The following is a 23,859-nucleotide window of genomic DNA, read 5'->3' as shown; positions in this document are numbered from 1 at the left end:
ATAAATATTGAGGTAATGCGATGGCAGAAAGTAAAGCAGCGGGTAGTCTTCCAGCAGGCTTATACGAACGGCTCGTTTACGATGACGAAGCGGCGGACTTAGATGCACTGGCAGCCTCTCACTGCGCAGTGATCAGTCAGCCTTCCCAAGCCCAGCGTCGTGAACATCTCATCGACGAAGTCACATCCCGTTTGCCTGAGCTTTTAGATGCCATATCAAGTGGTTCCGACGGAAGCGCCGAACAAGTGCGAGCTGAAGTGAAGCTGATCGCCCATATGCTTCGGGAAGCGCGATTGGAACAGAGCGAAAAATCCACTGTGCAATTGCCCGCCGAACCGCTACGCATTCTGCGTGCTGTGCATGCGCCCGATGCCGTTCCCACATTCCCGCAAACAGGCTTGCGACGCCCTTGGATATTTACATCTGCCCGCAGTGATCCATCTCTTCTCAATGAACTTCGTGCAGAACTCGGTAACGTTGATCGCGTCGACATCCTCGTCAGCTTCATCACATGGAGCGGTGTGCGTAAGCTCATCGACGTACTCAAATTGGCAACGGCGCTCGACGCTGGGGAAAATCCGCGTACTCGCTTTCGAATTCTAACCACGACATATATTGGCGCGACGGAAGTTCGGGCAGTGGATGCGCTGGCAGAATTGCCTGGCGTCGAACTACGCATTTCGTTGGATGGGCGGCGCAATCGGCTACATGCCAAGGCTTGGTTATTTCATCGAATGACAGGGTTTGGCACTGCGTTCGTCGGTAGTGCAAATCTGTCAGAGTCAGCGTTGATTGGTGGGATTGAATGGACGGTAAAGTTCACGGAATCTGGCGACTTTGATTTATATGCCGCCGCGTGTGCAAACTTTGAGACGCTGTGGAATGACGGCGAGTTTCAACTCTACGATCCGAAAAATGATGAGCAGCGCTTAGCGCTAACAGTAGCATTACAAGAACAGCGCCGGCGACCCGGGCGAAGCAATGACAACTCAGAACCGATCGCCATACATACGTGGTTTGAACTCCGGCCAAAAGCGTACCAGCTTGAGATGCTTGAACGACTTGAGGCGGAGCGCCAGCATGGCCGTTGGCGGAATTTGGTGGTTGCTGCCACTGGTACAGGAAAAACAGTGGTGGCGGCGTTCGACTACGAACGTCGAACGCGTGAAGAGGGTAGCGCCCCAAGGTTGCTCTTCATTGCGCATCGCGTTCAAATTTTGCGACAGGCACTCGCCACCTTTCGCCAAGTATTGCGTGATCCTGCATTTGGTGAACTACTTGATGGCGAAAACTCGCCTTCGCAATACACGCACTTGTTCGCCACCACACGGTTCACAGCCGTGGTCTGGTGCAGGAGTTGGGGGCTGATTATTGGCGCGTAGTGATCGTCGATGAGGCGCATCACCTCAAGGCCGCTACATTCGATCAATTTGTTCGGTCGGTTCGCCCTCAATTATTGTTGGGGCTTACCGCGACGCCAGAACGTGCGGATGGAAAAAATCTAAACGATTATTTTGATTCGAGACCGGATGGCTCGCCTGCAGTATCGCTGCGACTCTGGGATGCACTAGACCAGCAATTGTTGGCGCCGTTCGAGTATTACGCGACCGCTGATGAGACCGACCTGAGAGACATCAAATGGAACCGGCCCGAGGAAATAGGCCAACTTGATGCGCTGATATCGAGTAACACAGTGCGCGGGCGGCTGGTCATTAATGCCGTCCGCCAGTACGTGTCGGACTTGGATCAGCTTAAAGGCATCGTATTTTGTGTCAGCGTGGCGCATGCTCAATTTATGGCGAACTGGTTCGAGCAGTCTGGGCTGCCAGCGCGAAGTTTGACCGGCGCCAACACGACCGAGCAGCGGGACGACGCCGTACGGAGCTTGAGGTCGGGCGAAATCAAACTGATCTGTACCTGCGACCTGTTTAATGAAGGCGTGGATATTCCAGAGATCAATACGCTGTTGCTGTTGCGCCCGACGCAAAGCCCGGTAATTTTTCAGCAGCAGATTGGCCGTGGCCTCCGGCTGGCCGATGGCAAGGAGAGTTGCCTCGTTTTAGATTTTGTTGGCCTATATGCCGAAGGCTTCCGTTTCGATACTTTGTTCAGAGCGATCACCGGGCAGACACGAGCACAGCTAAAAGACGCGGTTGAAAATGGATTCGGGTTACTGCCGACGGGATGCTATATCCAATTTGATAGGGTAGCGCGTGAGCGCGTGCTGACGAGCCTACGGGCAGCGTTACAAATGAATGCGCGACGGATCAGGCAAGAGTTGGGGATTTGGGCTGCTAATCGTCCTGGTCAGCCACTTCGGATGAAGGATTTTTTGCGTGACAATGAATTCGATATTGGCGATCTGTATGCGAATAAACGTTCATGGACCAGCTACATGCGCGATGCCAATTTGCCGGTGCCGCTGGCCGGGCCGCGGGAAGCCGAGTTAAGTCAGCGGATGGGAAGTATCTTGCATGCGAATGATCCGAATGCGCTGGATGCCTGGACCACGGTTCTTACTACCGGTGAAATCGACGAGACTCGCGTGCAAATGCTCGCGCATCAGATCTTGCACAGTACAGAGGAGTTAATTGACCCTGCAGGATTTACAGCGTTAATACAGGCTCATCCAGCTTTGCGCGATGAACTGCTTGAGCTTGTGAATTGGCTACGAGAGGATAGTGCGATAAGTCCTCGACCGCTACCTGATGCGCCATCGGATTGGCCGCTGACATTGCACGCTCGGTATGAACGACGCGAGATTCAGACCGCAGTTGCTCACATCACGTCAACGAAACGGCCTCGGTTCGGCGAGGGGTGTTTGCCGCTGAAGGATGAAAAGATTGAGTTAATGTTTGTGACGCTGGACAAGCGAGAGGGATTTGCTGATCGAGTGCAATACCACGATTATGCGATCAGTCCCGAGCGCTTTCACTGGCAGACGCAGAATATGGCAGGTGCAAATAATTCTACGGGTCGCCGCTATCTCGACAGCGGTGAAAATGGCTGGGGCTTCCAACTTTTTGTCAGGGAGGATGCGGAACATGCTTTTGTTGCACTCGGCCCCGTCAAGCTTGAAAGTCATGAGGGAGATAGGCCGATATCGATCGTGTGGAGGCTCAAGCATGCGATGCCGATCGAAATTTTCCGGCGCTTTAGCGTGCTGAGAAGCGCGTGAAAGCACTGAGCTGGTTTTCTGGTAGTAATTTTCCGGGATAGTTCCTTGCCCATGCAGCCGCAAATCGTCCTTGGACAACAAAAATTTCCGAAATCCAACTCTTTTCGGCGCCCGCCAGAATCGTCACGCCACCCTATCTTGTCTGGCCTGCATGTGCGCGCTGTTACAAGTGCTTTCTTCTGAAACGTTTCACAACTTCACAAACCGCTCTGCTGATAGTACGCTGTAGATTCTCCACATGGATGGCAACGCAGCAGAATTGAGGATAGCCATGAATCAACCGTTATTACGCATCCCCCCTTTACTGACACGCACCGCGTTATTCGCCGCGTTCGCTACGGTATTGGCAGTAGCGCCCCTTGCTGTACAGGCAGCGCCATCGCATCATAGTGCGCATGCTTCGGTTTGTCAGAATTGTGGGACCGTTATCTCGACTCACACATATAAGAGACCCGCGGCACACGGTAGCGGCGTGGGCATCGCTACAGGCGCAGTTGTGGGCGGCGTGCTGGGCAACCAGGTGGGCGGGGGTACTGGCCGCTCTGTGGCAACAGTGGCAGGAGCTGTAGGCGGCGGCTATGCCGGCAACGAGATAGAAAAGCACGCACGCTCGACCACGGTGACGGAAGTACGCGTTCGAATGAACAATGGTTCGGTTCGCACCTTTACTGAATCGGGAAACAGCCGGCGGCATTCAGGCGAGCATGTCAAGATTGCCAACGGTAGATTGGTCGCACGACGCTAGTCTCGTACATTGCGTTCGAGCGTAGTCGCAAATCATGATTTCATTTTCTAGTTGAATTCAGTAGGCGCGACCAGTTCAACTGAATCAATATTCAAAGTCCCGAACGCCAAAAAAACATGCGCAAGATTTGCGCATGTTTTTCGATAATATTCGAATTTTAGTAACCTGATTTCTTGCCAACTACGTCGCCCAGATAACCGCCGCCAATCACCCCCGCGACGGTCGCAAGGGCCCGTCCGTTTCCGCCGCCCACCTGGTTGCCAAGTAAGCCACCTATCACCGCACCGGTCGCAATACCCACAGTACTATGTTGCGCAGCTGGTTGCTGAATTGGTTGTTGCACGGGCTGCGGATACGGCTGACCATCATTCGAAGAGGCCTGAGCGTACTGCGTAGACGGCGCAGCTTGCGAATAAACCGTGGGCGCATGATGCGTGACAGGTTTGTGATGCACAACCGGAGCCGCCATGGCAGGGGCCTGCATAGCGTACTGGTAAGGCGTTGCGTCAGTTGCTGGAACATTGCCCACAACCGGCAAAACAGTTGGCGCAGCGGCATTTGCCATCGGTGCGACGGTGCCATGCGAATTTGGTAACACGCCGGTGATGGCGGCCACACCAATCAAGCTGACCAGCATGACTGACGCTGCAGCACCTGCCATCAAGGGGTGGATGCGATTCGATGTTTGGTTCATTTCCATTTGTTACTCCGAGATGCCGCCGTGAATGTGGCGTATGGAGAGATTAACGTCCGATGCATCGACCCGTAAGTACGAAAGCTGTATCAAGCGTAACTAGTTGTAACTCAACTCCTCCATGAGGCTAGCCCTCGAGAAGAAGTAATTCTGCCGAGGGCATCTTTTTTGTAACATCGTCAAGCATTCCCGACGTTTCTTGCGTTAATGGCTGGCAAACATCATCACGTCTCAAAGGCACACCATGAAATCGAGAATTGTCCCCGCAATATTATGCGCAGTTGCACTGGCTGGCACGTCAGGACTGGCGAATGCCAAAGGCTGCCTGAAGGGCGCTGCGGCAGGTGCGGTCGCCGGTCATTACGCTGGTCATCATGCAGTCGTTGGCGCGGTTGGTGGTTGTGTCGTGGGACGACACCTCGCCAACAAAAAAGCGGCTGAGCAGAAAGAGCAGGCAACTGCGGTCTCCGCCGCCGCACCTGCGCCGGCTAAGTAATAGACCATTTTGTCTGCTGCCGCTGTATTCAGTAAATCCAAGGAACCAATTTTTTGACACGACTTTTGTAAGAAGCATAGTCAGGATACTGTTCCTGCAGCCAGATTTCCTCGCGACGGGCCTTTAAGTCAAAGAAGATGAAAAGAGCAGGCACAAGTACCAGCCGCAGTGGACTGAACGTGACCAACGCCCATCCGAGACCACCAATGAGAATGGCGAAGTACATGGGGTGGCGTACAAATCGATATGCGCCATTAGTAACCAATTGGCCTTGCGGCCGCGGGTGCGGAAACGGTGTCAAGGAGCGTCCTAAGTTATGCGCGCTCCATGCCATCAGCAGAATGCCGGTAACGACAAATGCCCATCCAGCAAGCCGAAACATGTCAGGACTCGGCCAAGCGGCCCCAATCCGCGGCACGACAAGAAATAGGGTCAGTAATGCGACTTGCATGATTACCCACGACTCGCCACGATGGCCCATTTTGTCCTCTTTGGTATGCGTCATCCGAGCTGCTATCATCGATTCTGCCTGGCTTTAGTGACTGTCATCACAAACGATGAAAATCCGGGCGAGCTTTTCAAATCGAATCCTATTGCCCTTGCTTCCTCAAATGTTGCGGCCAGTCGCAATCAGAGCCATGTGCCATGGTTGGACGGACTCATCTCGAATCCCTGCAGTCGGAATGGCCACAATCGTTAACAGAGATTATTGTTGTTTTACGACAAAGTAAAGAACCCAGTGCGTTCGCCACGAAGACGTTCGCTCACATCCTGGGCGGGGCTATCCGTGAGATGACACCAACAGAACTTTCATCCTGAAATCGTTCAATCTCTGCCAACAGATTCATCAGGGTCTCCAACCATGGGTAGCGCTGATAGCGTTGGGCATTGTTCCTTGCCTCTAGGTCAGCGATGAACTGCCGAGTAAAAATGCAAGGCTGTGACCTGCTGCATACGCCGCCATGAATTTGTGCGCGTTTTCCGAGATAAGCCATCGCACACTGTCGTTTGTAGGCGCTGACGCCACCATAACAAGCGACAACATCCTGGTTGTCATGGTGCCTTGTGATGTGATGTGAATAGGCATTCCAGTCACCCCCACGGATTTTAATCGCCGCCGCTCTGGGATAGACGTCAGACACCAGATCGTCTGAGTAGAGTGCTATTGGCATATTAGAGAGTCCGTCAGGACTTCATCATGTCCCGTCTGATGGGGAAGAATGAAATTGAATCTGTCTGACGAAGTGGCATTGCCGTGAATGTAGATGATGTTCATGAGCCCCCTTTTTCTGCAGCATAGGGCAGGGGGCAACTCCAGTTCAGTGCGGTACCGCACAATACGCCTCCAGGCAGACAGTCTTGGTTCAGTTTTCCAAAGTGGGCCAAAGCGAATCGGGGGAATAAGTATGTCGCATCAATCGAATCCAGGATTTCGCGGGCGTCACCTTGGGTCACGATAGGCGTGGCCACTATATTCCGACTGAATCGCGAGTTCTTTACTGGAATTGCCGGCATCATTTCGAGGACCCGATTGATGACAAGGTAGCGCACGCGCACTTCGGTAATTTCCTTGATGCGCATCGCCAAGATCGTCTGGTCCTGTGTCACCGCCTGATAATAATAGACGGACCGCGAAAGACTCAGCGCACTTCATGCTTGCCGAACTCCAGCATCGAATCGTTTCACCAGATCCTCGACCAGAGTTCGCTTGCGAGAAGGCTTTAGAGCTTTTTTGACAAAACATCCTGAAGCATGGCCTTGTCCAGTGGTGAGTCAGCCACAATCAGCTTCAGTTTCGTGTTCTTTTCTTCCAGTTGCTTGAGCCTGCGCAGTTTCGATGGTGCGAAGCCACGGTGAGCGACCTGCCTCGTGTTGACCTGCTGTTGCGGATACTTGAATCGCTGACGCGCCTACGCATGAAGGGCTTTGAAATTTCAGTCGATGATTTTGGAATGGGGTACACGGCGACGCGGTTGCGTCGGTGGTTGCGCAACAAGCATAAGGTCAGGCGACGCAAGGGTGGGACGTATCCACTCTCGCACCTTTACGGGTACTTCGGACTCGTACGCCTGAGCGCGCGAGGGCGCAGTCAGGCGTGGGCGAAGGCGTAGGGTCTTGTCCGAGAGCCGGATGCGGGAAATCTGCACGTCCGGTTCGATGAGAGGGGTGTGGAAACGGGGTGCATTGCACTACCGCGCCACATCCCGACTCTACCGTGAACCCCTCACTGAAATACGCCCGCGGATCATCGATCCACGGGCGTATAGGTTGACACCATAATTCGGTCAAAACACTGGGGATTATTTCTTGGTAGCGTCCGCTAACTTTGCCTTGGTTGCCGGATTCAAGACTAGGGCTGCTGGCGCCGGACCGGCAGCTGGTGCCTGCACGATCTCGATTTTTGCCGTGGCCTTGGTCTCATCCAGGAACTTCTGCAGGCTTTGCTGCCGCGCTTTTTGGATCAAGCCGGGTTTGATCTGTTCGAATGGTGGAGCCTCTTTCATGCGCGAGTCTTCCAGCAGGATGATGTGATAGCCGAACTGTGACTTGACTGGCTCTTCGGTAAATTTGCCTTTCTCCAGCTTGGCAACTGCCGCGCCGAATTCGGGCACCATCCTGCGCGGATCGAACCAGCCCAGATCGCCGCCATTGACTTTGGAGCCGGGGTCTTTGGATTTTTCTTTGGCTAGGGCTTCGAAGGTTTTTGGGTCTTTTTTCAGCTTGGCGATGATGTCCTTGGCCTCGGCTTCCTTTTCAACCAGGATGTGACGCGCTTTGTATTCATTGCCGCCCATCTGGGTCTTGATCTTTTCGTACTCGGCTTTGAGCATGTCGTCGGTGACTGGATGGGTCGCCAAATAGTCTTGAACAAAGGCGTTGGCAAGAATGGATTGCTTGGTCAGTTCGAGTTGATCGACGACTTCAGGGGTCTTGTCCAGGCCTTTTTTGGTAGCTTCTTGCGAGATGACTAGTTGCAGCGCCAGGTGGTCAATGATCGCCTTGCGTGCTTCCGGACTATCGGGCTGACCTTGTGCGCTACGTTGTTTCACCAACAGATCGACGCGATTTTCACTGATGGCGGTGCCATTCACTTTGGCGGCAATCGCTTCCTTGGCGGCAGCGGGCTCTTTGCTCTTCGCGGAATCTTTGTCGTTGCACGCGCTCAGGGTCAGCAGGCAAGCCGCGCTGGCCAGCAAGATTCGGGATTTGATAAACATCGATAACGTTCCTTAATGAAATGGACTGCGCAATATTCTTTTCTAAAGACAAACTACTTGAAAAACCGCCGCTCGCGGCGGGCGCCCGAATCCTTGATCTGCTTTGACTTGACCAATTGCGTCAGGGCGTTGGTCATGCGTGCCGACAGTTTTGCATTCAGATCCTGGCTGGGCGTCATCCCAAGTTGGGCGATAGCCGCCTTTAAGATGTCCGGAGCCGATTGCGGTTGATCCGTGATCAGCTTGGTCCAGAAGTCGCCGCCAGTCGATGGGATCGCGCGCGATCCGACAGCTTTGACGCCTTGGCGGCGCTGGCCAGTCTGCGTTTTGGCAGCACGCTTGTTCGGTGCTGTTTTCCCTGGGCTTGCAGCATTCACGCCCTCCAGTGCCGCCAGCGCTTTCTCCAGCATCTCTAATTGCATTTGGTAGTGGTCTCTGCCCTTGGTGACATGAGCGATTTCTGCTTTGATGGCGTCTCTTGCAGACAGTAGATTTGACACGCTGTTCTCCTTGATATATTGGAATAGGGGTTGGATTGTACTCCGGCAACGATATTAGTTCTATTTGATGTGCATATCACATTTGAAATCAGAATCTGCCAAGAGTTGATATGTTGATGGGAGCGTCCGCCAACCTGACCGGTCAAAAAATCCTTGCCAGTTCTGAATATTGGTTCGCCTGTCGAATCAATTTTGGAATGCAGACAGCCCAGTTACCGCAAATGGATTCAGAAGATGAAATCCCGATGAACGCCACGCAATGGCAGGTCATCGGCAGATCTTGAATTGTAGCGCCGCGCTTCCGCGATCGGCCACTACAATTTCATGACCCGCCTCGTCTATCTGCCTGCTTCGCTAATCGCGTGTCTAGGTCTTGATGCGCTGACGGTATTCGTTTTCGTGCAGTCGAACCAACAGCGCTGTGCAGACGCATGCCCGCCGTAAGCTGAATTGATCGGAGTTGGACAGCTCGCATTCCTTCTGACGCGAACGTCTACAGGCTCGAAAAGAGCCATTCGAACAGGGTAGTGTTGAAATGCGTGCTCGATTGGTCGCCTTGTCGCAACCGCCGGATACGGAGTGTCCTAAGGCGGTAGCGTACTGTCGCAACCTTGAGCATGGTGTATTACTGTTCGCTGCAGCGGCCGGCTTGACGGAAATACGTATTTCCCAGTTACCAGATTTGTCTGGATTGGGGGCGCCAGGATATTGTAATGGCTGGCACTTATCTGCATTGCTGGTTTGCTTAGGGCGGCCCACCAGACATCAATCACTACGGCTGAAACGCAAGACAAGTTTTCAGCATGGTCCGGCTTCACTGGCTGACGTGGATCACGTCCCGTACGATGGGATAGACCTCTTGTTTCCAGCGCCGCCCGCTGAATACGCCGTAATGCCCGACACCGGTTTGCATGTAGTGCAACTTCATGTAACTCGGGATTTGGCTGCAAAGGTCCTGCGCGGCCATTGTCTGCCCGATTGCGCAGATATCGTCATGCTCGCCTTCGATAGTGAGAAGCGCAGTGTGTCGGATGGCCGCCGGATTGACGATGCGTCCATACCATTCCAGTTTGCCCAGTGGCAAAGCGTACTCCTGGAAGATGTGGCGTATCGTCTCCAGATAGAACTCGGCGGTCAGATCCTGCACCGCGAAATACTCCGCATAGAACGCGCGTGTCGTGTTGGCCTTTACCAGATCGCCTTCAACCAGGTGGTTATACAGCCCTTTGAAGGAATCCACATGCCGCTCAAGGTTCATACTCATGAAAGCCGCGAGTTGCAGGAAGCCAGGGTACACACGGCGCATGGCGCCAGGGTGGCGCAGCGGTACGGTGCTAATGAGCTTCTGCTCGAACCACTTGATGGACTTGCTGATGGCGAGTTCGTTTACTTTGGTCGGATTGACGCGCGTGTCGATTGGACCAGCCATTAGCGTCAGACTTCGCGGTTGCGCCGGGTGGCCATCTTCGGCCATGATGACAGTGGCAACCAGGGCGGACACACAAGGCTGGCATATTGCCACCATGTGCGCACCCGGACCCATGATTTCCAGGAATGTGATCAGGTAATGGGCATATTCGTCCAATCCAAATCGGCCAGCCGCCAACGGCACATCGCGTGCATTGTGCCAGTCTGTAATGTACACGTCGTGGTCGGCCAGCATCGTGCGCGCGGTCTCGCGCAACAGTGTCGCGAAATGACCTGACATGGGTGCGACGATCAGCACGCGCGGCTGACCGGTTACCCCTTCCTTCTTGAAATGCAATAGCGTGCCGAACGGCGCGACATGTGCTGCCTCTTCGTGCACTGCTACCTCGCAGGCGTTGCCATTTTTAACGACGCTTACGCTGCTGATGCAAAAGTCCGGCCGCGTGTGCGTGACCTCGGTGCTCGAAAACACCTCATAGGCTGCGGTGAGTTTGCGAATGCCGGGGTGGTCAATCAACCAGGGATGAGACAGCGCTTTGACGGCACCCTGCGTCAACATGCGCATCCCCGCCATCATGTCAGAATGCGCTTGATATACTTGATACTTCATGGATACTCCCGTCTCCGTTGAGGGGGCAATAGCCAAGGCGCTAGCAAGTTGCAGGCCATGACCTTTCTGGCACGAGCCTTGCTCAGCCTTTCGTTGAGTTGTCTACCGTATGTCATGCCCATACGAGGCAGTGAAAGGGGAATACGCAAAATGGCCCAAGCTACACTCTCCATCGGCAGTAAAAATTACGCGTCGTGGTCGATGCGCGGCTGGTTGCTGGCGAAATTCTCCATGCTTCCGTTCGACGAACAGGTCATATCGTCCGATGATCCGGCGATGCGCGCGGAGATTCTATTAGTGGCGCCGTCGATCCTGGTGCCCTGCCTCACGTACGATGGCGTGAAGGTGTGGGACACACTCGCGATTGGCGAGTATCTCAACGAAGTCAAGCCCAAGGCTGGCCTGTTGCCCGCCGATCGCGGCGCACGTGCGCACTGCCGCGCTATCTGCGGCGAGATGCACTCTGGATTTTTTGCCCTGCGGTCGGCGCTACCGATGAACCTCAAGAGGCATTTCAAGGATTTCAAAGTGTGGGCGCGCGCGCAGGCCGATATCGAACGCATCGCAGTCATCTGGCACGAATGCCTAAACACTTATGGCGGGCCTTATCTCTTTGGGGCGAAGCCGTGCATGGCCGACGCCATGTATGCACCTGTGGTCACGCGTTTCCTGACCTACAACGTGAAGCTGGATGCCGTCTGTACCGCATACTGCAAATGCATCATGGCGTTGCCGCAGGTGCAGGAATGGGTGGCGGCAGCGAAACTGGAGCCAGAAGAGATTGATGAACTCGATGCCGAATTCTGATCCTTGGTGCTCATCGCTACGGTCCTGCCATTTCATGTTTGGAAATTGCCCTACAGCACTCCCAATTGCATCCGGGATGTGGGGACGACGGCTACGGTGCACGGCCCGCGACGTCAAGCCTCATGACAGTGAAACCCAATGCCCTTTTCAGGCGCATTGCGTGCGCTAACATGGTGCACGATGCATCTTGCCATTGGTTACGTCGGCCACTCTACTCGACCAAGACCCTGCGCGATGATTTCCCCCAGTTAGAACAGGGCGCGATCGCTCAACACCGCGTAGTCGACGTCGTCCAAGGTGAAGCCCGCCACCTCGCGCATGCCCAGCCGCTGGTGGGCGCGCAGCGAGGCGACATTGTCGCGGCGGATGAACAGGACCGCCTCGCGGCTCTGGCAGTGAGCCCGCAGCGCCGTATACAGTTGGGCCAGCAGGCCGCGGCCGCGCTCACTGTCGGCGATGCACACCGGCCCGTACACATAGGCGTCAGACTCGCCCGGCCAAGCGGCCAGCATCGCCCGCACCGGTGGCGGTGCAACTGGGTCGTCCTTGTCCGAACTGAACAGCACGCCGACCACCCGACCGTCGCGGTGGGCGACCACGACCGGCGCGCCGCTCGCGGCCATGTGTGCAACCTTGTCGCGTGGGAACTCCCCGGTTAGCGTACCGCCCTGAGAGGGCGAGTTGGCGTGCATTAGGGCGGCCACACCGTCGAGATCGGCGGTGCTGCTGAGGGAGATGTCGTACATGATGGCTGCTTGTTCCATGATTGCGCCAGAAGCCGAAAAGGCGATACAGACATCCAGTGGTATCGCAGCTTAACAAACTGTATGCATCCAGCCGTGAGTGTCGGGGGCGCTGCCATGCTGGATGGACAACAGAGCCTCACGCAGTGCCATTGTGACGGGTCCGTTTTCACCGTTATTGATGCGCATTTCGAAGCCGTTGGCTTTGACTTCGCCGACGGGCGTGATGACAGCAGCTGTGCCACAGGCAAAGACTTCGGTCATGCGGCCGGCGGCGATGTCATCGCGCCATTGCTGGACTGTGAGTTTGCGTTCCTGGGCTTCGAAACCGAGATCCTTGGCCAATTCCAGCAGGCTGCGGCGAGTGATGCCAGGCAGCAGTGTGCCGGTCAGCTCGGGTGTGACGATGACGGTTTTGCCGCCTTCTTGATAAACGAAGAACAGGTTCATGCCGCCCATTTCTTCGATGTATTCGCGATGCACTGCATCGAGCCAGACCACTTGGTCGCAACCTTTTTCCTGGGCTTGCGCCTGGGCCACCAGACTAGCGGCGTAGTTGCCCGCACACTTCGCTTCACCGGTGCCGCCGGGAGCGGCGCGCACATAGTCTTCGCTGATCCAGACGGTGACCGGTTTCACACCCTTGGGAAAGTAGGCTCCAGCCGGTGACGCGAATAACACGAACAGGTATTCATTGGAGGGACGCACGCCCAAGTATGGGTCCGTGGCGATCATCAGAGGACGCAAGTAAAGACTTTCGCCGATATTTTGCGGTACCCAAGCACGATCCAGGCAAATGAGTTCATCGGCGGCCTTCAGAAACAATTCGACCGGGATTTCGGGCATGGCCAGACGCTTGGCGCTGCGGTTAAAACGCTCGCCGTTGGCTTCAGGGCGAAACGTTTTCACGCCACCATCGGGTTGGGCGAAGGCTTTGAAGCCCTCAAAGATGGCTTGACCGTAGTGCAGCGAAGACGCGGAAGGATCAAGGCTCAAAGGTCCGTAGGCCTTGACTTCACCTTGTTGCCAGGTGCCGTCGCGGTAGGGAATCACGACCATGTGATCGGTGAAGGTGCGGCCGAAAGTAAGCTTGCTCATTCGCTCGGCGCGCTGGGCGTCGCTCAAGATAGTGGCGGAAGGCGTTACGAGGAGGTTGAAGGTTGAAGTGGTCATGGATAAATTTCGCAAAAAATAGTAGGTTGGATATAGTAATCTAGCGCAAATCAAATAAGAAGGATGACGGGATCGTAGCCCCAACGCGCAACACCAAGTGCGTACCGTGTGCAACGCCTTCTGGATATCGCGGCCTGCTTGGTGTCAACGCAGCCCGTCTCTCTCCTGCACAGCCTGTAAAACATTTGCTGGCGCCAGCTCGGCGTAGCCCTGTAGCCGCTTGAACGCGGTAAGTTCTTTCGATTTCTCAGCCTGAGAAATGATTTCGGCTTTGGTTGCGCCACGCTGCGCGGCTTGGTCGATCAAGGCTCGCAATGTTGCGAGGTAGGTGCGTGTGTCGGCGTCCATGCGCGCCAGATTGCCGAGCGTGCCGCGGCCGGGCACGATCTGGCGCGGGCGCAGGCTGGCGAGGCTATCATAGGCAGAGATCCAGTTGGCGAGGCGGCTGTCGGCAGTGAGCGCGAGCAAGGCATCGGACTGCATGATGGCGCCAGCGAACGCGATTTCCTCCCGCTGCAGCCAGACCGCGATGTTGCCAGAACTTTGCGCGGGACCGAAATACAACAATTGCAGCAGGCTGTCGCTGAAGCGTATCTCTTCGGTGTCACTGGAAAAACCTCGTGGCAGCGCGAGTTCGGTTCCGTGGGCCTTTTCCCGGAGCAGCGCCTGCATCGCCTTGAGCTGGTCGGCGCCGCGCGTTTCCATCAGTTTGCGCGCTTCCTCATGGGCCAGCAGGGGCACTCCGAGTTTTTTGAAGTAACCGTTGCCGAGCCAGCGCGCTGGGTCGGGACCTGTGTTGATGACGTATTTGATCGGGTAGCTGCTGACTCTCTGGATCGCCCGATGCAGCATTTGAGCGACGCGATAAGAGGGACCGCTGTCGATGACGACAACCCCGGCCGAGGTGGTGATAAAGCCGAGATTGACTGTCAATGCGTCGTTGTCGTAGCTGGCCGGTTTGAGGTCGCCGTACACGACATACACGCCGGGTGCGACCCGCACCGGCTCCAATTGCAGATCGGCCGCAACACCGAGCATGCAGCAGCACGCCATGGCAATGCCAAGCAAGCCGTGGAATAACATCGTGGATTGGTTATTTTTTCTTCTTAACATTGGATCAGGTTCCAGGAGTCGGATGCTAAGTGTAACGGTTGGCGTTTGAAAACGGTCTGACTCGGATTTGGCGCCGTTTCGGGCAATCTCTGTATTTCCGCACATGACAACGGTTGCAAGACCCGTAGTTGGGTCAACGAAATCCCTGCACGGGGTTCAATATCGCGTGGGCGTCAACGGGCAAGGACAAGAATTTTGACGAAAAAAAAGCCCGCTGGTAAGAGCGGGCTAAATCCAATTCTTGGAGGAGATTGGAGGAGACAGCTGAACTATGCTGCATTGCCACATATATTGCCACTTTTAATTCGACATGAGAGATATCATGTTCGTGAATAACGCTTGATCGATGGCATGAAGAAGCGAAGCCTGGCCGGGACTCATCCTTGCCACCAACGATATTTCGCGGCGGCGCCCGATGGCGTCCCCCTACACTGAGTAACCTGTGCAAACAACTATTCCTAAACGAACAGCTGTAATTATCAATGCCTCGGCAGGAAACGGACATACCTCCGAATGGGCAAGCCGTCTCGCCGATAAATTTCAATCCCATGGCATGAGTGCGCAGGTGACGCTCGCACGGAGTGGTGACCAGATTCTTGAGGCGTCCCAATTCGCAGCAAGGGACGGGTATGACGTAATTGTCGCCGGCGGTGGCGACGGCACCATCAATACGGTTGCGTCAGCCCTGGTCGGAACCGATATCGCGTTTGGAGTCCTTCCACTCGGAACATTGAACCATTTTGCGAAAGACTTGCATATTCCTCTGGATCTTGATGCGGCGGTTCGCAATATCGCGGCCCGGCACAGCGTCAAGATCGACGCCGCCGAGGTGAATGGTCGGATCTTTCTCAATAATTCGAGCCTCGGACTGTACCCTGACATCGTACGACATCGTGAAACACAACAGAGGCGACTGGGAAGAGGAAAATGGCCCGCTTTTTTCTGGGCTACCGTGACGGCATTGCGTCGCTATCCGTTTTTGAACGTGACGCTCCGCTTGAATAATGAAGAACATAAGCGCCGCACGCCATTCATCTTTGTCGGCAATAATGAATATTTGATGGAAGGCTTTAATATTGGTGGGCGCAAGCGCCTTGACTCCGGGCAGTTGTGCCTGTATGTCACGCACCGTACCGGGCGCCTGGGTTTGTTATTGCTCGCGATCCGTGCGCTCTTCGGCCGGCTGCGACAGGCAAAAGACTTCGACGCGGTTGCCGCGAGAGAAGTTTTGATTGAAACGCGACACAAACGCATTCGCGTTGCCACGGATGGTGAAGTGACTGTCATGGAGACGCCTCTGCGTTACCGAAACTGTCCAGGCGCGTTAAATGTCATTGTGCCGCAAGACGTCGATATGAAAGCAGCAAATCATGCGGACGCTTGTCCATCTGTCGGATCTCCACTTTGATCGCATTGATCATGCACTGATCACGCCTCTGATCGCGCTTGTAAGGGAATCGTGTCCTGACCTTGTAGTTGTTTCCGGCGACCTGACTCAACGCGCGCGCACGGCGCAATTCAAAGAAGCACGACGGTTTTTGGATGCTTTACCGACGCCGCAAATTATCGTTCCGGGCAACCACGACATACCGTTGCACAATATCTTCAGCCGCTTTATGCGGCCGCTCGAAAAGTATCAACGCTATATCACGGACGTTCTTGACCCGGCTTATATTGATGAAGAGATTGCCGTGTTCGGGATCAACACCGCACGTTCCTTGACCATTAAGCATGGACGGGTCAATGACGAGCAGATTGCGGGTGTCCGCGCGCGCTTATGCGCACTGGACGATGACATCACAAAAATCATCGTAACGCATCATCCCTTTGATTTGCCCGAGCGCTACGACGACAAGAATCTGGTCCGAAGGGCGCCGATTGCAATGGACATGTTTTCAAGTTGCAGAGCAGACCTGCTGCTTGCCGGCCATCTGCATGCCAGTCATGCGGGAAATACTGCGGCACGGTATGACATCGCAGGCTATTCAGCGCTGGCCGTGCAAGCCGGCACTGCGACTTCGACGCGCGCCAGAGGTGAGTCGAATTCCTTCAATATCATTCGCATTGCCGCTCCCCGTATCGTCATAGAGCGTTTTAGTTGGATACCGAACCGGCGAAGATTTGCGCATGCAACGACTGAAACATTCGAACGCGTTTCCAATGGATGGGCCAGTGTTAAGCATGTCAGCCAGCCTTAGGCTGCAGCCGGCCTTTCATGAGCGGCGCAATTAGTCGAACTTTGCCGCGACCGAGGTTCCGGTGCGTCTTCGTTGCTGCCAAACGTCCTTGAATAGGACGCTCAATCCGATCACCCAGGTGAGCGACGCCGTCCAACCCGCGAGAATGTCGGACGGGAAGTGCACGCCAAGGTATATCCGGGACAAGCCGACCAGGAACACGAAACACACGCCGATCAGCGCCACAAGCCAGCGCCAACGACTATGCCACGTCAGTGCCACCAGAGCAGCCACCACGGCCATGGAGTGCATCGCGTGACCGCTAGGGAAGCTGAATGTCGTTTCAGGGAGAAGAGAAATCCAGAAATCAGGCCGACCTCGGGCAAAAACGTGTTTGGCGAGCATATTGAGCAACGCCGCCCCTCCCACCGCAAGAACCCAAAAAGCCGCTTGCATTCGATTTCGCCGTCGTAGCAAGTAGAGAAAAACCAGAACGTCAAAAGGGGCGAGCGCAGCAGCTGAGCCAGCTCGGGTAAAAAATACCATGGCCGCATCGAGCATGGCGTTTGCATGACTGTGGACGAACAAGAGAATAGGCTTGTCGAACAGAAAAATTTCCTTCTCGACTACATCTTCCGCCAAAGTTCCAAATAGATATAAAGGTAGCAGCACGCCGCCAAACAGAATGAGCAACTTGAGGTAGTGGCGACGCAGCCAAGTTTCTGAATGGTTCATAAATGGATCTGAAGGGAAAAATGGTGCGCTGGACATCAACGCAACCGACGCCTTTCGCGCGATTTCGCCCGGGACATCAGGCATTAGGTACGAAGCACAATCGAGGGGGAGAGCATGGATTAGATGCCGGAATCGACACCAGCACGACGCCTGGATATTTCAGGGTGCTTACGATTCATGTTATCGGCTGATACAAAAAGCTGCGGACGATCTGCCGCAGGCATTTCGTCCGCTCAACACGCTACCCTAAAGAGACAGCAGGCGCTCAAAAAACGAGCGATAACGACGCAGGGCAATCCGTAAATTCTCCGTGGACGCCTTGTCAGTTTGGTCCAACTGAGCGTCAAGCTTGGCGCGCTCATCGGAAAATGTTTCCGCTAAGCTCTTCATGACTTGGGCAACGAGCTCGTCCCCTTGCCGGACAGCCTGTTTCGGATCATCGACAAAACTTCTTTGAACGGCATCCCAGCGCGAGCGAAAATCTTTGGCCACCTCCGCCAAAAAGAGCGGGGCGAGCTGCTCGTCTTCACGCTTCACATCGGAGTTTTGATTTTCGATCACGGGTTCCTGGAGATCTCGATTAACATCCAGTGGTGCAGTCGGTATCTCCGTAGTGGTTGCCAAATCGGCCGTAGTGAGACTTTTTTCCTCTGGCTCTCCGTTCATTTTCGCACCTCCATTTGCTTTGCTGGTATCACTTCTGGCTTAGCTTCCCTTACCTCCAGCAGTTCATCGAAGAGCACGCGGTAATGCACCACCGCTTTGCGCAGCTCCTCGGTATCGGCTTCGCCGCGCTCATCGCGCACCGCGATGGCCTGCGCCGAGCGGTAATGGTCCACCACGGCAGGGTGATCGACTGAGATGTCGGCCGCACGGTGCTCAAAATCCTCCATGGGGTAGCCACGCTTTACCATCAACTCACGCACCAAATGGTCTGCCTCGATGACGACACCCTTGGGGTTGTCGACGAAGCGGCCCTGTAAGACTGCCCAGGCCTGACTGAACCTGGCGGCTTCAGGCGGCGCCAGAGGTACGATAGTGAGGCGCTCAACCCGCTTTTCGCGCGCCTTGAGTTCCGATTCGGCCGTTGCTCGGCTTCCGAGTTCATCGACGGTTCGACCGTATTCCGGACCGAAGCGTTTTTGGAGTCTATGAGATTGCTTTTTTTGGTAGAAGAACCATGCCGCAAGTGCAATCAATGCAAGGACAATAACGCCGGCCAGAATGATCCATGTTTGTGTGGCGATCGTACTCATATGTACCTCCTCTTTTGATTAATCCGTTAATGAGATGTTCGGAAGCAATATGGAGGCGTATCGGAGGTGGGGACGCCGGGTTCTTGTTAATCACTCTTGCGTAATGCTGCGAAGCACAAGCGACATGCCGTGCAATCTTCCTCGAAACCTCATCTCAGTATAGACCTCACGTTCGCAGTCTGTTCGGCGGCGCACACTACGTCCGCCCAAAGATCTGTTCCCGCGCAAACACGTCGCAAACATTCCACATTACACTGTCATGGCCGCACGGAAAATCCAATATTCGCTTGCATTTATATGCTGCTGGTTGAGGCGCATAAGGAGCCAAAAATGGGTCGTTCTCGCACTCCCAAACCACGCCGCCCCGGCCTCTCCCGCCGCGATTTTTTGAAACGAACTGGTGCGGTGCTGCTTGCATTAGGCGCGGCGCCGCTTTTGCAATCCTGCGGTGGCCACCACGCAGAAGCCGCACCTGCACCCGTTACCGGAACTTCGGGCGAGACAACGTTCGGACATAGTGTTGCCAGCGGCGACCCGTTGTTCGATCGGGTGATCCTCTGGACCCGGATAACGACGAACAGCGCCGGCCCTATACCAGTCGACTTCGTCGTAGCCAGGGACGCCGCGCTCAGCCAGATTGTCCGCAGCGGGCAGGTCACGACCGATCTCGGCCATGACCATACGGTCAAGATCGATGTCGACGGCCTGCAGGCGAATACGACTTACTACTACCGCTTCTCCACCGGCGGCGTCAATTCGCCGATAGGCCGCACCAAGACACTGCCGATCGGCGACACCGGCAGAGTTCGCATGGCGGTCGTCACTTGCGCCAGCCTCGCACAGGGTTTTTTCAATGCCTACCGCCGGATATCGGAGCGCGCCGACCTCGATCTGGTCGTGCATCTGGGCGACTATATTTACGAGTTTGGTAACGGCCAGGACGGCAACGTTCGGCTATATGACCCCGCCAACGAGATTCTTTCCCTGAGCGACTATCGCACTCGTTACGCGCAGTACAGACGCGACACGGATTTACAGGAAGTGCATCGTCAGCATCCGATGGTGGCGATCTGGGATGACCACGAATTTGCGGACAACGCCTACGCCAATGGGGCGCTGAATCACACGGAAGCGACCGAAGGCTCATGGGCGGCGCGGGTTGCGGCCGCCTTGCAGGCGTACTACGAATGGATGCCCATACGCGTGGTCGATCCCGCCAACCTGCGTAAAAACAATCGCAGTTTTGCACTCGGCAATCTGGCCGACTTGCTGTTGCTCGAAGAGCGGGTCAATGCACGCTCCAAGCAGCTGCTGGCCGACAGCACCACCAACACCTTCACTCAAAGCGGCGCGTTTACAGATCCGAATCGCCAGATTCTCGGTTCAGAGGAGGAATCCTGGCTATCCGACAAATTGCGCAGTTCGACCGCAAAATGGAAACTGATCGCACAGGGCGTGATGTTCGCGCAACTCAAGATAACGCCGGGGACGATTGCGAATGGCGGCGGCACGTTCGTGAACCCGGATCAATGGGATGGTTATCAACCCGCCCGGGACCGTGTATATGCCATCCTCAAGGGTAATGCAACGACTCCCGCGATCGACAATGTCGTGCTCCTCAGCGGTGACCTCCACAGTTCATGGGCGGCCGACCTGTCGCAGGATCCGAATAATTCGGACGTCGCCAGCGGTGGTTATGATCCGAATACGGGGGCGGGCTCGCGGGCGGTCGAATTCGTCAGCACATCGATTACTTCGCCCGGCTTGCGCGAACTGGCAAACGTGACAGTCGCCGGGCTCAAGCTCGTCAATCCGCATTTCAAATACATCGAACTTAGCAAGCGCGGCTACATGCTGGTGGACGTTGATGCCACCCGGGTCATCAACGAGTGGTGGTACGTGGATACGGTAGCGAGCGTCAGCAATGTGCAGTCATTCGGCATGGCCTTACAGGTTCAGGATGGCGCCAGGCATTTGATATTGGCATCGCAAACAGCGCCGCGATTAAATCCGCCAGCGCTGGCGCCGTGACGGAAAGAATCGGGAACGCTGTCCTTGAAAGAGCGCGCTGTTCTCTGCTGTGGGCTTGACTCTTCATGCGGTTTGAGTGGATTCGTCATCGCGTCGAGCTGTACGGGGATATCGCGCAAAAAAATGCCTAACTTGGTGATGAACCAGGGCAATCGCACGAAGAACCGCATGAACATTGGTGCTGCCGGGTTGCGTTCCCTCCCCCTCGCAGGGGGTAGGGGCGGAGCAGGGAATTCAGGAGGCATGCCTCCTGCCTGAGTAGCGGTATCCGCTTGGAAGCGGATACACATGGACGCGGGGTAGTGCGGTCGATGAATGATGTATGTTGCCGATCGACCGTCCTACCCCCATCCCAACCTTCCCCCTGCAAGGGGGAAGGGGCGAGAAGCCTCAGCCTGCAACGATCTTTATGCAATCGCCCTGGACGATGAACGCGCTCACTTGCCGTTGCGGCGATTACCGGTGACGTTGAACGCTTGCTGCCAATCAGCTAGCCAGATCGGAAGTGAATTATGCAGAAAAGTCGCTACACAATCAGGGTGATGACTCGGCAAGAAGTAGATATCGCCATCGACTGGGCTGCGGCAGAAGGATGGAACCCGGGGTTGTACGATGCGAATTGCTTCTACGCTGCTGATCCAAACGGTTTTCTTATCGGGTTGCTTGGGGATGAGCCTATTGCAACGGTTTCAGTCGTTAAATACGGTGATTCCTTCGGCTTCCTCGGTTTTTACATTGTCAAGCCGGCGTATCGTGGCAAGGGCTACGGAATTCAGATCTGGAACGCCGGTCTTGCGCAGCTTAGAGGTCGTACTATCGGCCTTGATGGTGTAGTAGATCGGCAGGGCAACTACCAGAATTCCGGGTTTACGTTGGCCTATACAAACATCCGATATCGGGGAACTGGCGGCGGGTATTTTTCGACTGATTCAGGGGTCGTGCAGTTGTCCACGCTCCTTTTTGATGAGATATGCGCATATGACAAACCGTTTTTTCCCGACAATCGCATGCAATTCCTGAGGTGCTGGATAAATCAACCCCAGAGTACGGCACTAGGCATCCTACGAAACGGCACGCTGGCGGGTTACGGGGTTCTGCGTAGTTGTCGCTCTGGATATAAGATCGGCCCATTATTTGCGGACAGTCCAGAGCTTGCAGAACATCTGTTCTTGGCGTTGAAGGCACATGCCCCGGAAGGTGCCCCAATTTTTCTGGACACGCCGGCAGTGAATTCAGCGGCAGTCGATTTAGTGAGGCGACACAACATGATCGTCGAGTTCGAGACGGCCCGCATGTACAGCGGCAAATGCCATGATTTGCCCATAAGCAGACTGTTCGGTGTCACGACTTTTGAACTTGGGTGATCAGAATTCAAAGACCAACACCTGAAACCGGCGTTTGCTGCGGACTGATGCCTTGGGCTCAAGCCGTCAATTTGCTAAGGCTTGGGGCTGATCTCATCCAAGCTGGGTCGTGGTGCCAATTGCCAATCAGCAAGCCGGATACATGCATGCAAACTGTTTCCTATCATCGAAAGCGCTTGCAAAAAGCGTCGGGTCCATACCTGCACCGAAAGTACGATAACCCTTTGTAGTGTGATAACTGATGGAGGTTCTATGTCGATAGCGTTACAAGAATTGGAAAGAACGGTGGGCGAGCTAACGGTGCCCGGCAAGGGAATTCTCGCAGCCGATGAGAGCGTTGGCACCATCGAGAAGCGGTTCAAGGCGGTGAACGCAGCGTGCACCGAGGAGACCCGACGCGATTACCGGGAGTTATTGTTTTCCACCCCCGGACTCGGTGATTTCATCAGTGGGGTCATCCTGTTCGAGGAGACGCTGAAACAGAAAAGTTTGACAAGTATGCTGCTGCCGCAGTTGCTGGCAGAACAAGGCATTGCATACGGAATCAAGGTGGATAGGGGCACGGTGCCGCTAACCGGCTTTCCCGGAGAGAAAATGACGCAGGGCCTGGACGGCCTGCAGCAGCGGCTTGGCGAGTACAAACAGATGGGTGCGCGTTTCGCCAAGTGGCGCGCGGTCATTGCCATCGGCGCGGGCATCCCGACGTCGCAGGCGATCGCAGCCAACGCGCATGACTTGGCGTCCTATGCGGCCATGTGCCAGGAGCTCGGCCTGGTACCGATCGTCGAGCCTGAGGTATTGATGGACGGCGATCATACGCTCGCGACCTGCGCGCGCGTCACCGAAGAGGTGCTGCATGCGGTGTTTCACGCGCTGCACCAGCACCGTGTCACGCTTGAGTGCCTGCTCCTGAAACCCAACATGGTCGTGCCTGGCGCCGCATGCTCCGAGCAAGCGACGCCGCATCAGGTGGCGCAGGCAACGCTCACCTGCCTGCGGCGCACGGTCCCGGCAGCGGTGCCTGGGATCAATTTCCTCTCGGGCGGGCAGAGTGATGCGGCGGCCACGGCCAACCTCAACGCCATGAACGCCACGGCACAAAGCCATCCGTGGGCCTTGAGCTTCTCCTACGGACGTGCGCTGCAGGCGCCTGCCCTAAAGGCGTGGCGCGGCGAGTCCGCGAACAAGATCAACGCGCAGCAAGCGCTTTACCAGCGGGCGCGCCTGAATAGCGCGGCGTGCCAAGGTCAATACACCGCCGCCATGGAGAACGAATGAGCTCCTGCGTGGGTCGAGCCGTGTCTGGTAACGCGGGTCGGGTCGCACCATCCCGGCACGCAGCTCGTGACGACTCTGGAACGCTGCCTGGTACCGGCTGATGCCGAACCGGCAGCTCAATCTGGAAACGGCCGTATTCATTGAATCTCGGACAATATGCAATTGATCACAACAATGAATTACTGTATGTTTATACAGTAATCGTGGTAAGCTAGTATTTTGTTGTGACCGATTTCATAGGGGATTTCCTACCATGGCGAACTTCAATTCCATAGGGACAGGCTTCGATTTTGAATACCTCGCTACATCGTTC

Annotated in this window: 23 protein-coding genes and 1 pseudogene; 11 read left to right on the top strand and 13 right to left on the bottom strand. The window is 55.3% G+C overall.

Annotated features, from left to right (window positions below; genetic code table 11):
* The first annotated feature begins 20 nt into the window (after positions 1-20).
* The 3 genes from ACFOFO_RS21465 to ACFOFO_RS21455 all read left to right on the top strand — a co-directional run bounded on the left by ACFOFO_RS21465 (position 21) and on the right by ACFOFO_RS21455 (position 3,923).
* Positions 21-1,382, top strand: coding sequence for a DEAD/DEAH box helicase (locus ACFOFO_RS21465; RefSeq protein ID WP_390323192.1), 1,362 nt, complete (start codon positions 21-23; stop codon positions 1,380-1,382).
* Positions 1,382-3,178, top strand: a complete 1,797-nt coding sequence (locus tag ACFOFO_RS21460) for a DUF3427 domain-containing protein (protein ID WP_390332806.1) — start codon at positions 1,382-1,384, stop codon at positions 3,176-3,178. The genes ACFOFO_RS21465 and ACFOFO_RS21460 overlap by 1 nt, the downstream gene beginning before the upstream one ends.
* Before the next feature lie 238 nt (positions 3,179-3,416).
* Entirely contained in the window at positions 3,417-3,923 is a 507-nt protein-coding gene (locus ACFOFO_RS21455) for an outer membrane lipoprotein (protein WP_390332803.1), read from the top strand.
* 157 nt (positions 3,924-4,080) lie between these two features.
* Here ACFOFO_RS21455 and ACFOFO_RS21450 read toward each other — a convergent pair whose 3' ends face one another.
* Positions 4,081-4,623 (bottom strand): hypothetical protein, encoded by a 543-nt coding sequence (locus ACFOFO_RS21450; protein ID WP_390323200.1) that lies wholly within the window; start codon positions 4,621-4,623, stop codon positions 4,081-4,083.
* 238 nt (positions 4,624-4,861) lie between these two features.
* Here ACFOFO_RS21450 and ACFOFO_RS21445 point away from each other — a divergent pair, with 238 nt between their 5' ends.
* Positions 4,862-5,113 (top strand): hypothetical protein, encoded by a 252-nt coding sequence (locus ACFOFO_RS21445; RefSeq protein WP_390323202.1) that lies wholly within the window; start codon positions 4,862-4,864, stop codon positions 5,111-5,113.
* A 28-nt stretch (positions 5,114-5,141) separates the two neighbouring features.
* Here the strand turns inward: ACFOFO_RS21445 and ACFOFO_RS21440 are convergent, their stop codons facing one another.
* The 5 genes and pseudogenes from ACFOFO_RS21440 to ACFOFO_RS21420 form a co-directional block, all read right to left on the bottom strand.
* Entirely contained in the window at positions 5,142-5,618 is a 477-nt protein-coding gene (locus tag ACFOFO_RS21440) for a methyltransferase family protein (RefSeq protein ID WP_390323203.1), read from the bottom strand.
* Between the two features lie 259 nt (positions 5,619-5,877).
* A complete protein-coding gene (locus tag ACFOFO_RS21435) occupies positions 5,878-6,285 on the bottom strand; it encodes a hypothetical protein (RefSeq protein WP_390323204.1) in 408 nt (135 codons plus the stop codon).
* A gap of 370 nt (positions 6,286-6,655) precedes the next feature.
* Positions 6,656-6,963, bottom strand: a pseudogene (locus tag ACFOFO_RS21430) (IS3 family transposase); the annotation flags it as partial.
* A gap of 450 nt (positions 6,964-7,413) precedes the next feature.
* Positions 7,414-8,331 (bottom strand): peptidylprolyl isomerase, encoded by a 918-nt coding sequence (locus ACFOFO_RS21425; protein ID WP_390332800.1) that lies wholly within the window; start codon positions 8,329-8,331, stop codon positions 7,414-7,416.
* A gap of 53 nt (positions 8,332-8,384) precedes the next feature.
* Positions 8,385-8,831, bottom strand: a complete 447-nt coding sequence (locus tag ACFOFO_RS21420; protein WP_390323208.1) for a hypothetical protein — start codon at positions 8,829-8,831, stop codon at positions 8,385-8,387.
* Between the two features lie 110 nt (positions 8,832-8,941).
* Between ACFOFO_RS21420 and ACFOFO_RS21415 the strand changes: the two genes are divergently transcribed.
* Positions 8,942-9,115 carry a hypothetical protein gene (locus ACFOFO_RS21415; RefSeq protein WP_390323209.1) on the top strand — a complete coding sequence of 58 codons (174 nt, stop codon included), beginning with the start codon at positions 8,942-8,944 and terminating at the stop codon, positions 9,113-9,115.
* Positions 9,116-9,645: 530 nt separating this feature from the next.
* Here the strand turns inward: ACFOFO_RS21415 and ACFOFO_RS21410 are convergent.
* Positions 9,646-10,869: a polyhydroxyalkanoate depolymerase gene (locus ACFOFO_RS21410; protein ID WP_390332813.1), complete on the bottom strand. Its 1,224-nt coding sequence runs from the start codon at positions 10,867-10,869 to the stop codon at positions 9,646-9,648.
* A 150-nt stretch (positions 10,870-11,019) separates the two neighbouring features.
* On the opposite strand from ACFOFO_RS21410, the gene ACFOFO_RS21405 reads away from it, so the two are divergent.
* Positions 11,020-11,676: a glutathione S-transferase family protein gene (locus ACFOFO_RS21405; protein ID WP_390327973.1), complete on the top strand. Its 657-nt coding sequence runs from the start codon at positions 11,020-11,022 to the stop codon at positions 11,674-11,676.
* A 248-nt stretch (positions 11,677-11,924) separates the two neighbouring features.
* On the opposite strand, the gene ACFOFO_RS21400 is transcribed toward ACFOFO_RS21405, so the two are convergent.
* From ACFOFO_RS21400 to ACFOFO_RS21390, 3 genes are all read right to left on the bottom strand, one after another.
* Positions 11,925-12,440, bottom strand: a complete 516-nt coding sequence (locus tag ACFOFO_RS21400) for a GNAT family N-acetyltransferase (protein ID WP_390323211.1) — start codon at positions 12,438-12,440, stop codon at positions 11,925-11,927.
* 51 nt (positions 12,441-12,491) lie between these two features.
* Positions 12,492-13,592 (bottom strand): branched-chain amino acid aminotransferase, encoded by a 1,101-nt coding sequence (locus ACFOFO_RS21395; RefSeq protein WP_390323213.1) that lies wholly within the window; start codon positions 13,590-13,592, stop codon positions 12,492-12,494.
* 144 nt (positions 13,593-13,736) lie between these two features.
* A complete protein-coding gene (locus tag ACFOFO_RS21390) occupies positions 13,737-14,675 on the bottom strand; it encodes an MBL fold metallo-hydrolase (RefSeq protein ID WP_390332798.1) in 939 nt (312 codons plus the stop codon).
* A 472-nt stretch (positions 14,676-15,147) separates the two neighbouring features.
* Here ACFOFO_RS21390 and ACFOFO_RS21385 point away from each other — a divergent pair, with 472 nt between their 5' ends.
* Both ACFOFO_RS21385 and ACFOFO_RS21380 read left to right on the top strand, forming a co-directional pair.
* Positions 15,148-16,113 carry a diacylglycerol/lipid kinase family protein gene (locus ACFOFO_RS21385; RefSeq protein ID WP_390332796.1) on the top strand — a complete coding sequence of 322 codons (966 nt, stop codon included), beginning with the start codon at positions 15,148-15,150 and terminating at the stop codon, positions 16,111-16,113.
* Entirely contained in the window at positions 16,076-16,903 is an 828-nt protein-coding gene (locus tag ACFOFO_RS21380) for a metallophosphoesterase family protein (protein WP_390332793.1), read from the top strand. The genes ACFOFO_RS21385 and ACFOFO_RS21380 overlap by 38 nt, the downstream gene beginning before the upstream one ends.
* A 30-nt stretch (positions 16,904-16,933) precedes the next feature.
* On the opposite strand, the gene ACFOFO_RS21375 is transcribed toward ACFOFO_RS21380, so the two are convergent.
* The 3 genes from ACFOFO_RS21375 to ACFOFO_RS21365 form a co-directional block, all read right to left on the bottom strand.
* Positions 16,934-17,617 (bottom strand): phosphatase PAP2 family protein, encoded by a 684-nt coding sequence (locus tag ACFOFO_RS21375; protein ID WP_390323221.1) that lies wholly within the window; start codon positions 17,615-17,617, stop codon positions 16,934-16,936.
* Between the two features lie 246 nt (positions 17,618-17,863).
* On the bottom strand, positions 17,864-18,283 hold the full coding sequence (locus ACFOFO_RS21370; protein ID WP_390323223.1) for a hypothetical protein: 420 nt from the start codon (positions 18,281-18,283) through the stop codon (positions 17,864-17,866).
* A complete protein-coding gene (locus ACFOFO_RS21365; protein ID WP_390323225.1) occupies positions 18,280-18,873 on the bottom strand; it encodes an LPXTG cell wall anchor domain-containing protein in 594 nt (197 codons plus the stop codon). The genes ACFOFO_RS21370 and ACFOFO_RS21365 overlap by 4 nt, the downstream gene beginning before the upstream one ends.
* Positions 18,874-19,203: 330 nt before the next feature.
* Here ACFOFO_RS21365 and ACFOFO_RS21360 point away from each other — a divergent pair, with 330 nt between their 5' ends.
* The 3 genes from ACFOFO_RS21360 to ACFOFO_RS21350 all read left to right on the top strand — a co-directional run bounded on the left by ACFOFO_RS21360 (position 19,204) and on the right by ACFOFO_RS21350 (position 23,546).
* Positions 19,204-20,904 carry an alkaline phosphatase D family protein gene (locus ACFOFO_RS21360; RefSeq protein ID WP_390323227.1) on the top strand — a complete coding sequence of 567 codons (1,701 nt, stop codon included), beginning with the start codon at positions 19,204-19,206 and terminating at the stop codon, positions 20,902-20,904.
* Positions 20,905-21,416: 512 nt separating this feature from the next.
* Positions 21,417-22,268 (top strand): GNAT family N-acetyltransferase, encoded by an 852-nt coding sequence (locus ACFOFO_RS21355; RefSeq protein WP_390332790.1) that lies wholly within the window; start codon positions 21,417-21,419, stop codon positions 22,266-22,268.
* 252 nt (positions 22,269-22,520) lie between these two features.
* On the top strand, positions 22,521-23,546 hold the full coding sequence (locus ACFOFO_RS21350) for a class I fructose-bisphosphate aldolase (protein WP_390323232.1): 1,026 nt from the start codon (positions 22,521-22,523) through the stop codon (positions 23,544-23,546).
* The last annotated feature ends 313 nt before the right edge of the window (positions 23,547-23,859 follow it).

It is taken from the genome of Pseudundibacterium arcticum, from assembly GCF_042646465.1.
GTDB classification, from domain to species: domain Bacteria; phylum Pseudomonadota; class Gammaproteobacteria; order Burkholderiales; family Burkholderiaceae_D; genus Undibacterium_A; species Undibacterium_A arcticum.
This window is presented reverse-complemented; position numbering and strand designations above follow the sequence as displayed.

Excerpts from the sequence above, each read along its gene's own strand:
- ACFOFO_RS21465 (WP_390323192.1), top strand. The coding sequence starts at position 21 with ATGGCAGAAAGTAAAGCAGCGGGTAGTCTTCCAGCAGGCTTATACGAA.
- ACFOFO_RS21455 (WP_390332803.1), top strand. The coding sequence starts at position 3,417 with ATGGATGGCAACGCAGCAGAATTGAGGATAGCCATGAATCAACCGTTA.
- ACFOFO_RS21450 (WP_390323200.1), bottom strand. The coding sequence starts at position 4,623 with ATGGAAATGAACCAAACATCGAATCGCATCCACCCCTTGATGGCAGGT.
- ACFOFO_RS21445 (WP_390323202.1), top strand. The coding sequence starts at position 4,862 with ATGAAATCGAGAATTGTCCCCGCAATATTATGCGCAGTTGCACTGGCT.
- ACFOFO_RS21440 (WP_390323203.1), bottom strand. The coding sequence starts at position 5,618 with ATGACGCATACCAAAGAGGACAAAATGGGCCATCGTGGCGAGTCGTGG.
- ACFOFO_RS21435 (WP_390323204.1), bottom strand. The coding sequence starts at position 6,285 with ATGCCAATAGCACTCTACTCAGACGATCTGGTGTCTGACGTCTATCCC.
- ACFOFO_RS21425 (WP_390332800.1), bottom strand. The coding sequence starts at position 8,331 with ATGTTTATCAAATCCCGAATCTTGCTGGCCAGCGCGGCTTGCCTGCTG.
- ACFOFO_RS21415 (WP_390323209.1), top strand. The coding sequence starts at position 8,942 with ATGTTGATGGGAGCGTCCGCCAACCTGACCGGTCAAAAAATCCTTGCC.
- ACFOFO_RS21410 (WP_390332813.1), bottom strand. The coding sequence starts at position 10,869 with ATGAAGTATCAAGTATATCAAGCGCATTCTGACATGATGGCGGGGATG.
- ACFOFO_RS21405 (WP_390327973.1), top strand. The coding sequence starts at position 11,020 with ATGGCCCAAGCTACACTCTCCATCGGCAGTAAAAATTACGCGTCGTGG.
- ACFOFO_RS21400 (WP_390323211.1), bottom strand. The coding sequence starts at position 12,440 with ATGGAACAAGCAGCCATCATGTACGACATCTCCCTCAGCAGCACCGCC.
- ACFOFO_RS21395 (WP_390323213.1), bottom strand. The coding sequence starts at position 13,592 with ATGACCACTTCAACCTTCAACCTCCTCGTAACGCCTTCCGCCACTATC.
- ACFOFO_RS21390 (WP_390332798.1), bottom strand. The coding sequence starts at position 14,675 with ATGTTATTCCACGGCTTGCTTGGCATTGCCATGGCGTGCTGCTGCATG.
- ACFOFO_RS21380 (WP_390332793.1), top strand. The coding sequence starts at position 16,076 with ATGCGGACGCTTGTCCATCTGTCGGATCTCCACTTTGATCGCATTGAT.
- ACFOFO_RS21375 (WP_390323221.1), bottom strand. The coding sequence starts at position 17,617 with ATGAACCATTCAGAAACTTGGCTGCGTCGCCACTACCTCAAGTTGCTC.
- ACFOFO_RS21370 (WP_390323223.1), bottom strand. The coding sequence starts at position 18,283 with ATGAACGGAGAGCCAGAGGAAAAAAGTCTCACTACGGCCGATTTGGCA.
- ACFOFO_RS21365 (WP_390323225.1), bottom strand. The coding sequence starts at position 18,873 with ATGAGTACGATCGCCACACAAACATGGATCATTCTGGCCGGCGTTATT.
- ACFOFO_RS21360 (WP_390323227.1), top strand. The coding sequence starts at position 19,204 with ATGGGTCGTTCTCGCACTCCCAAACCACGCCGCCCCGGCCTCTCCCGC.
- ACFOFO_RS21355 (WP_390332790.1), top strand. The coding sequence starts at position 21,417 with ATGCAGAAAAGTCGCTACACAATCAGGGTGATGACTCGGCAAGAAGTA.
- ACFOFO_RS21350 (WP_390323232.1), top strand. The coding sequence starts at position 22,521 with ATGTCGATAGCGTTACAAGAATTGGAAAGAACGGTGGGCGAGCTAACG.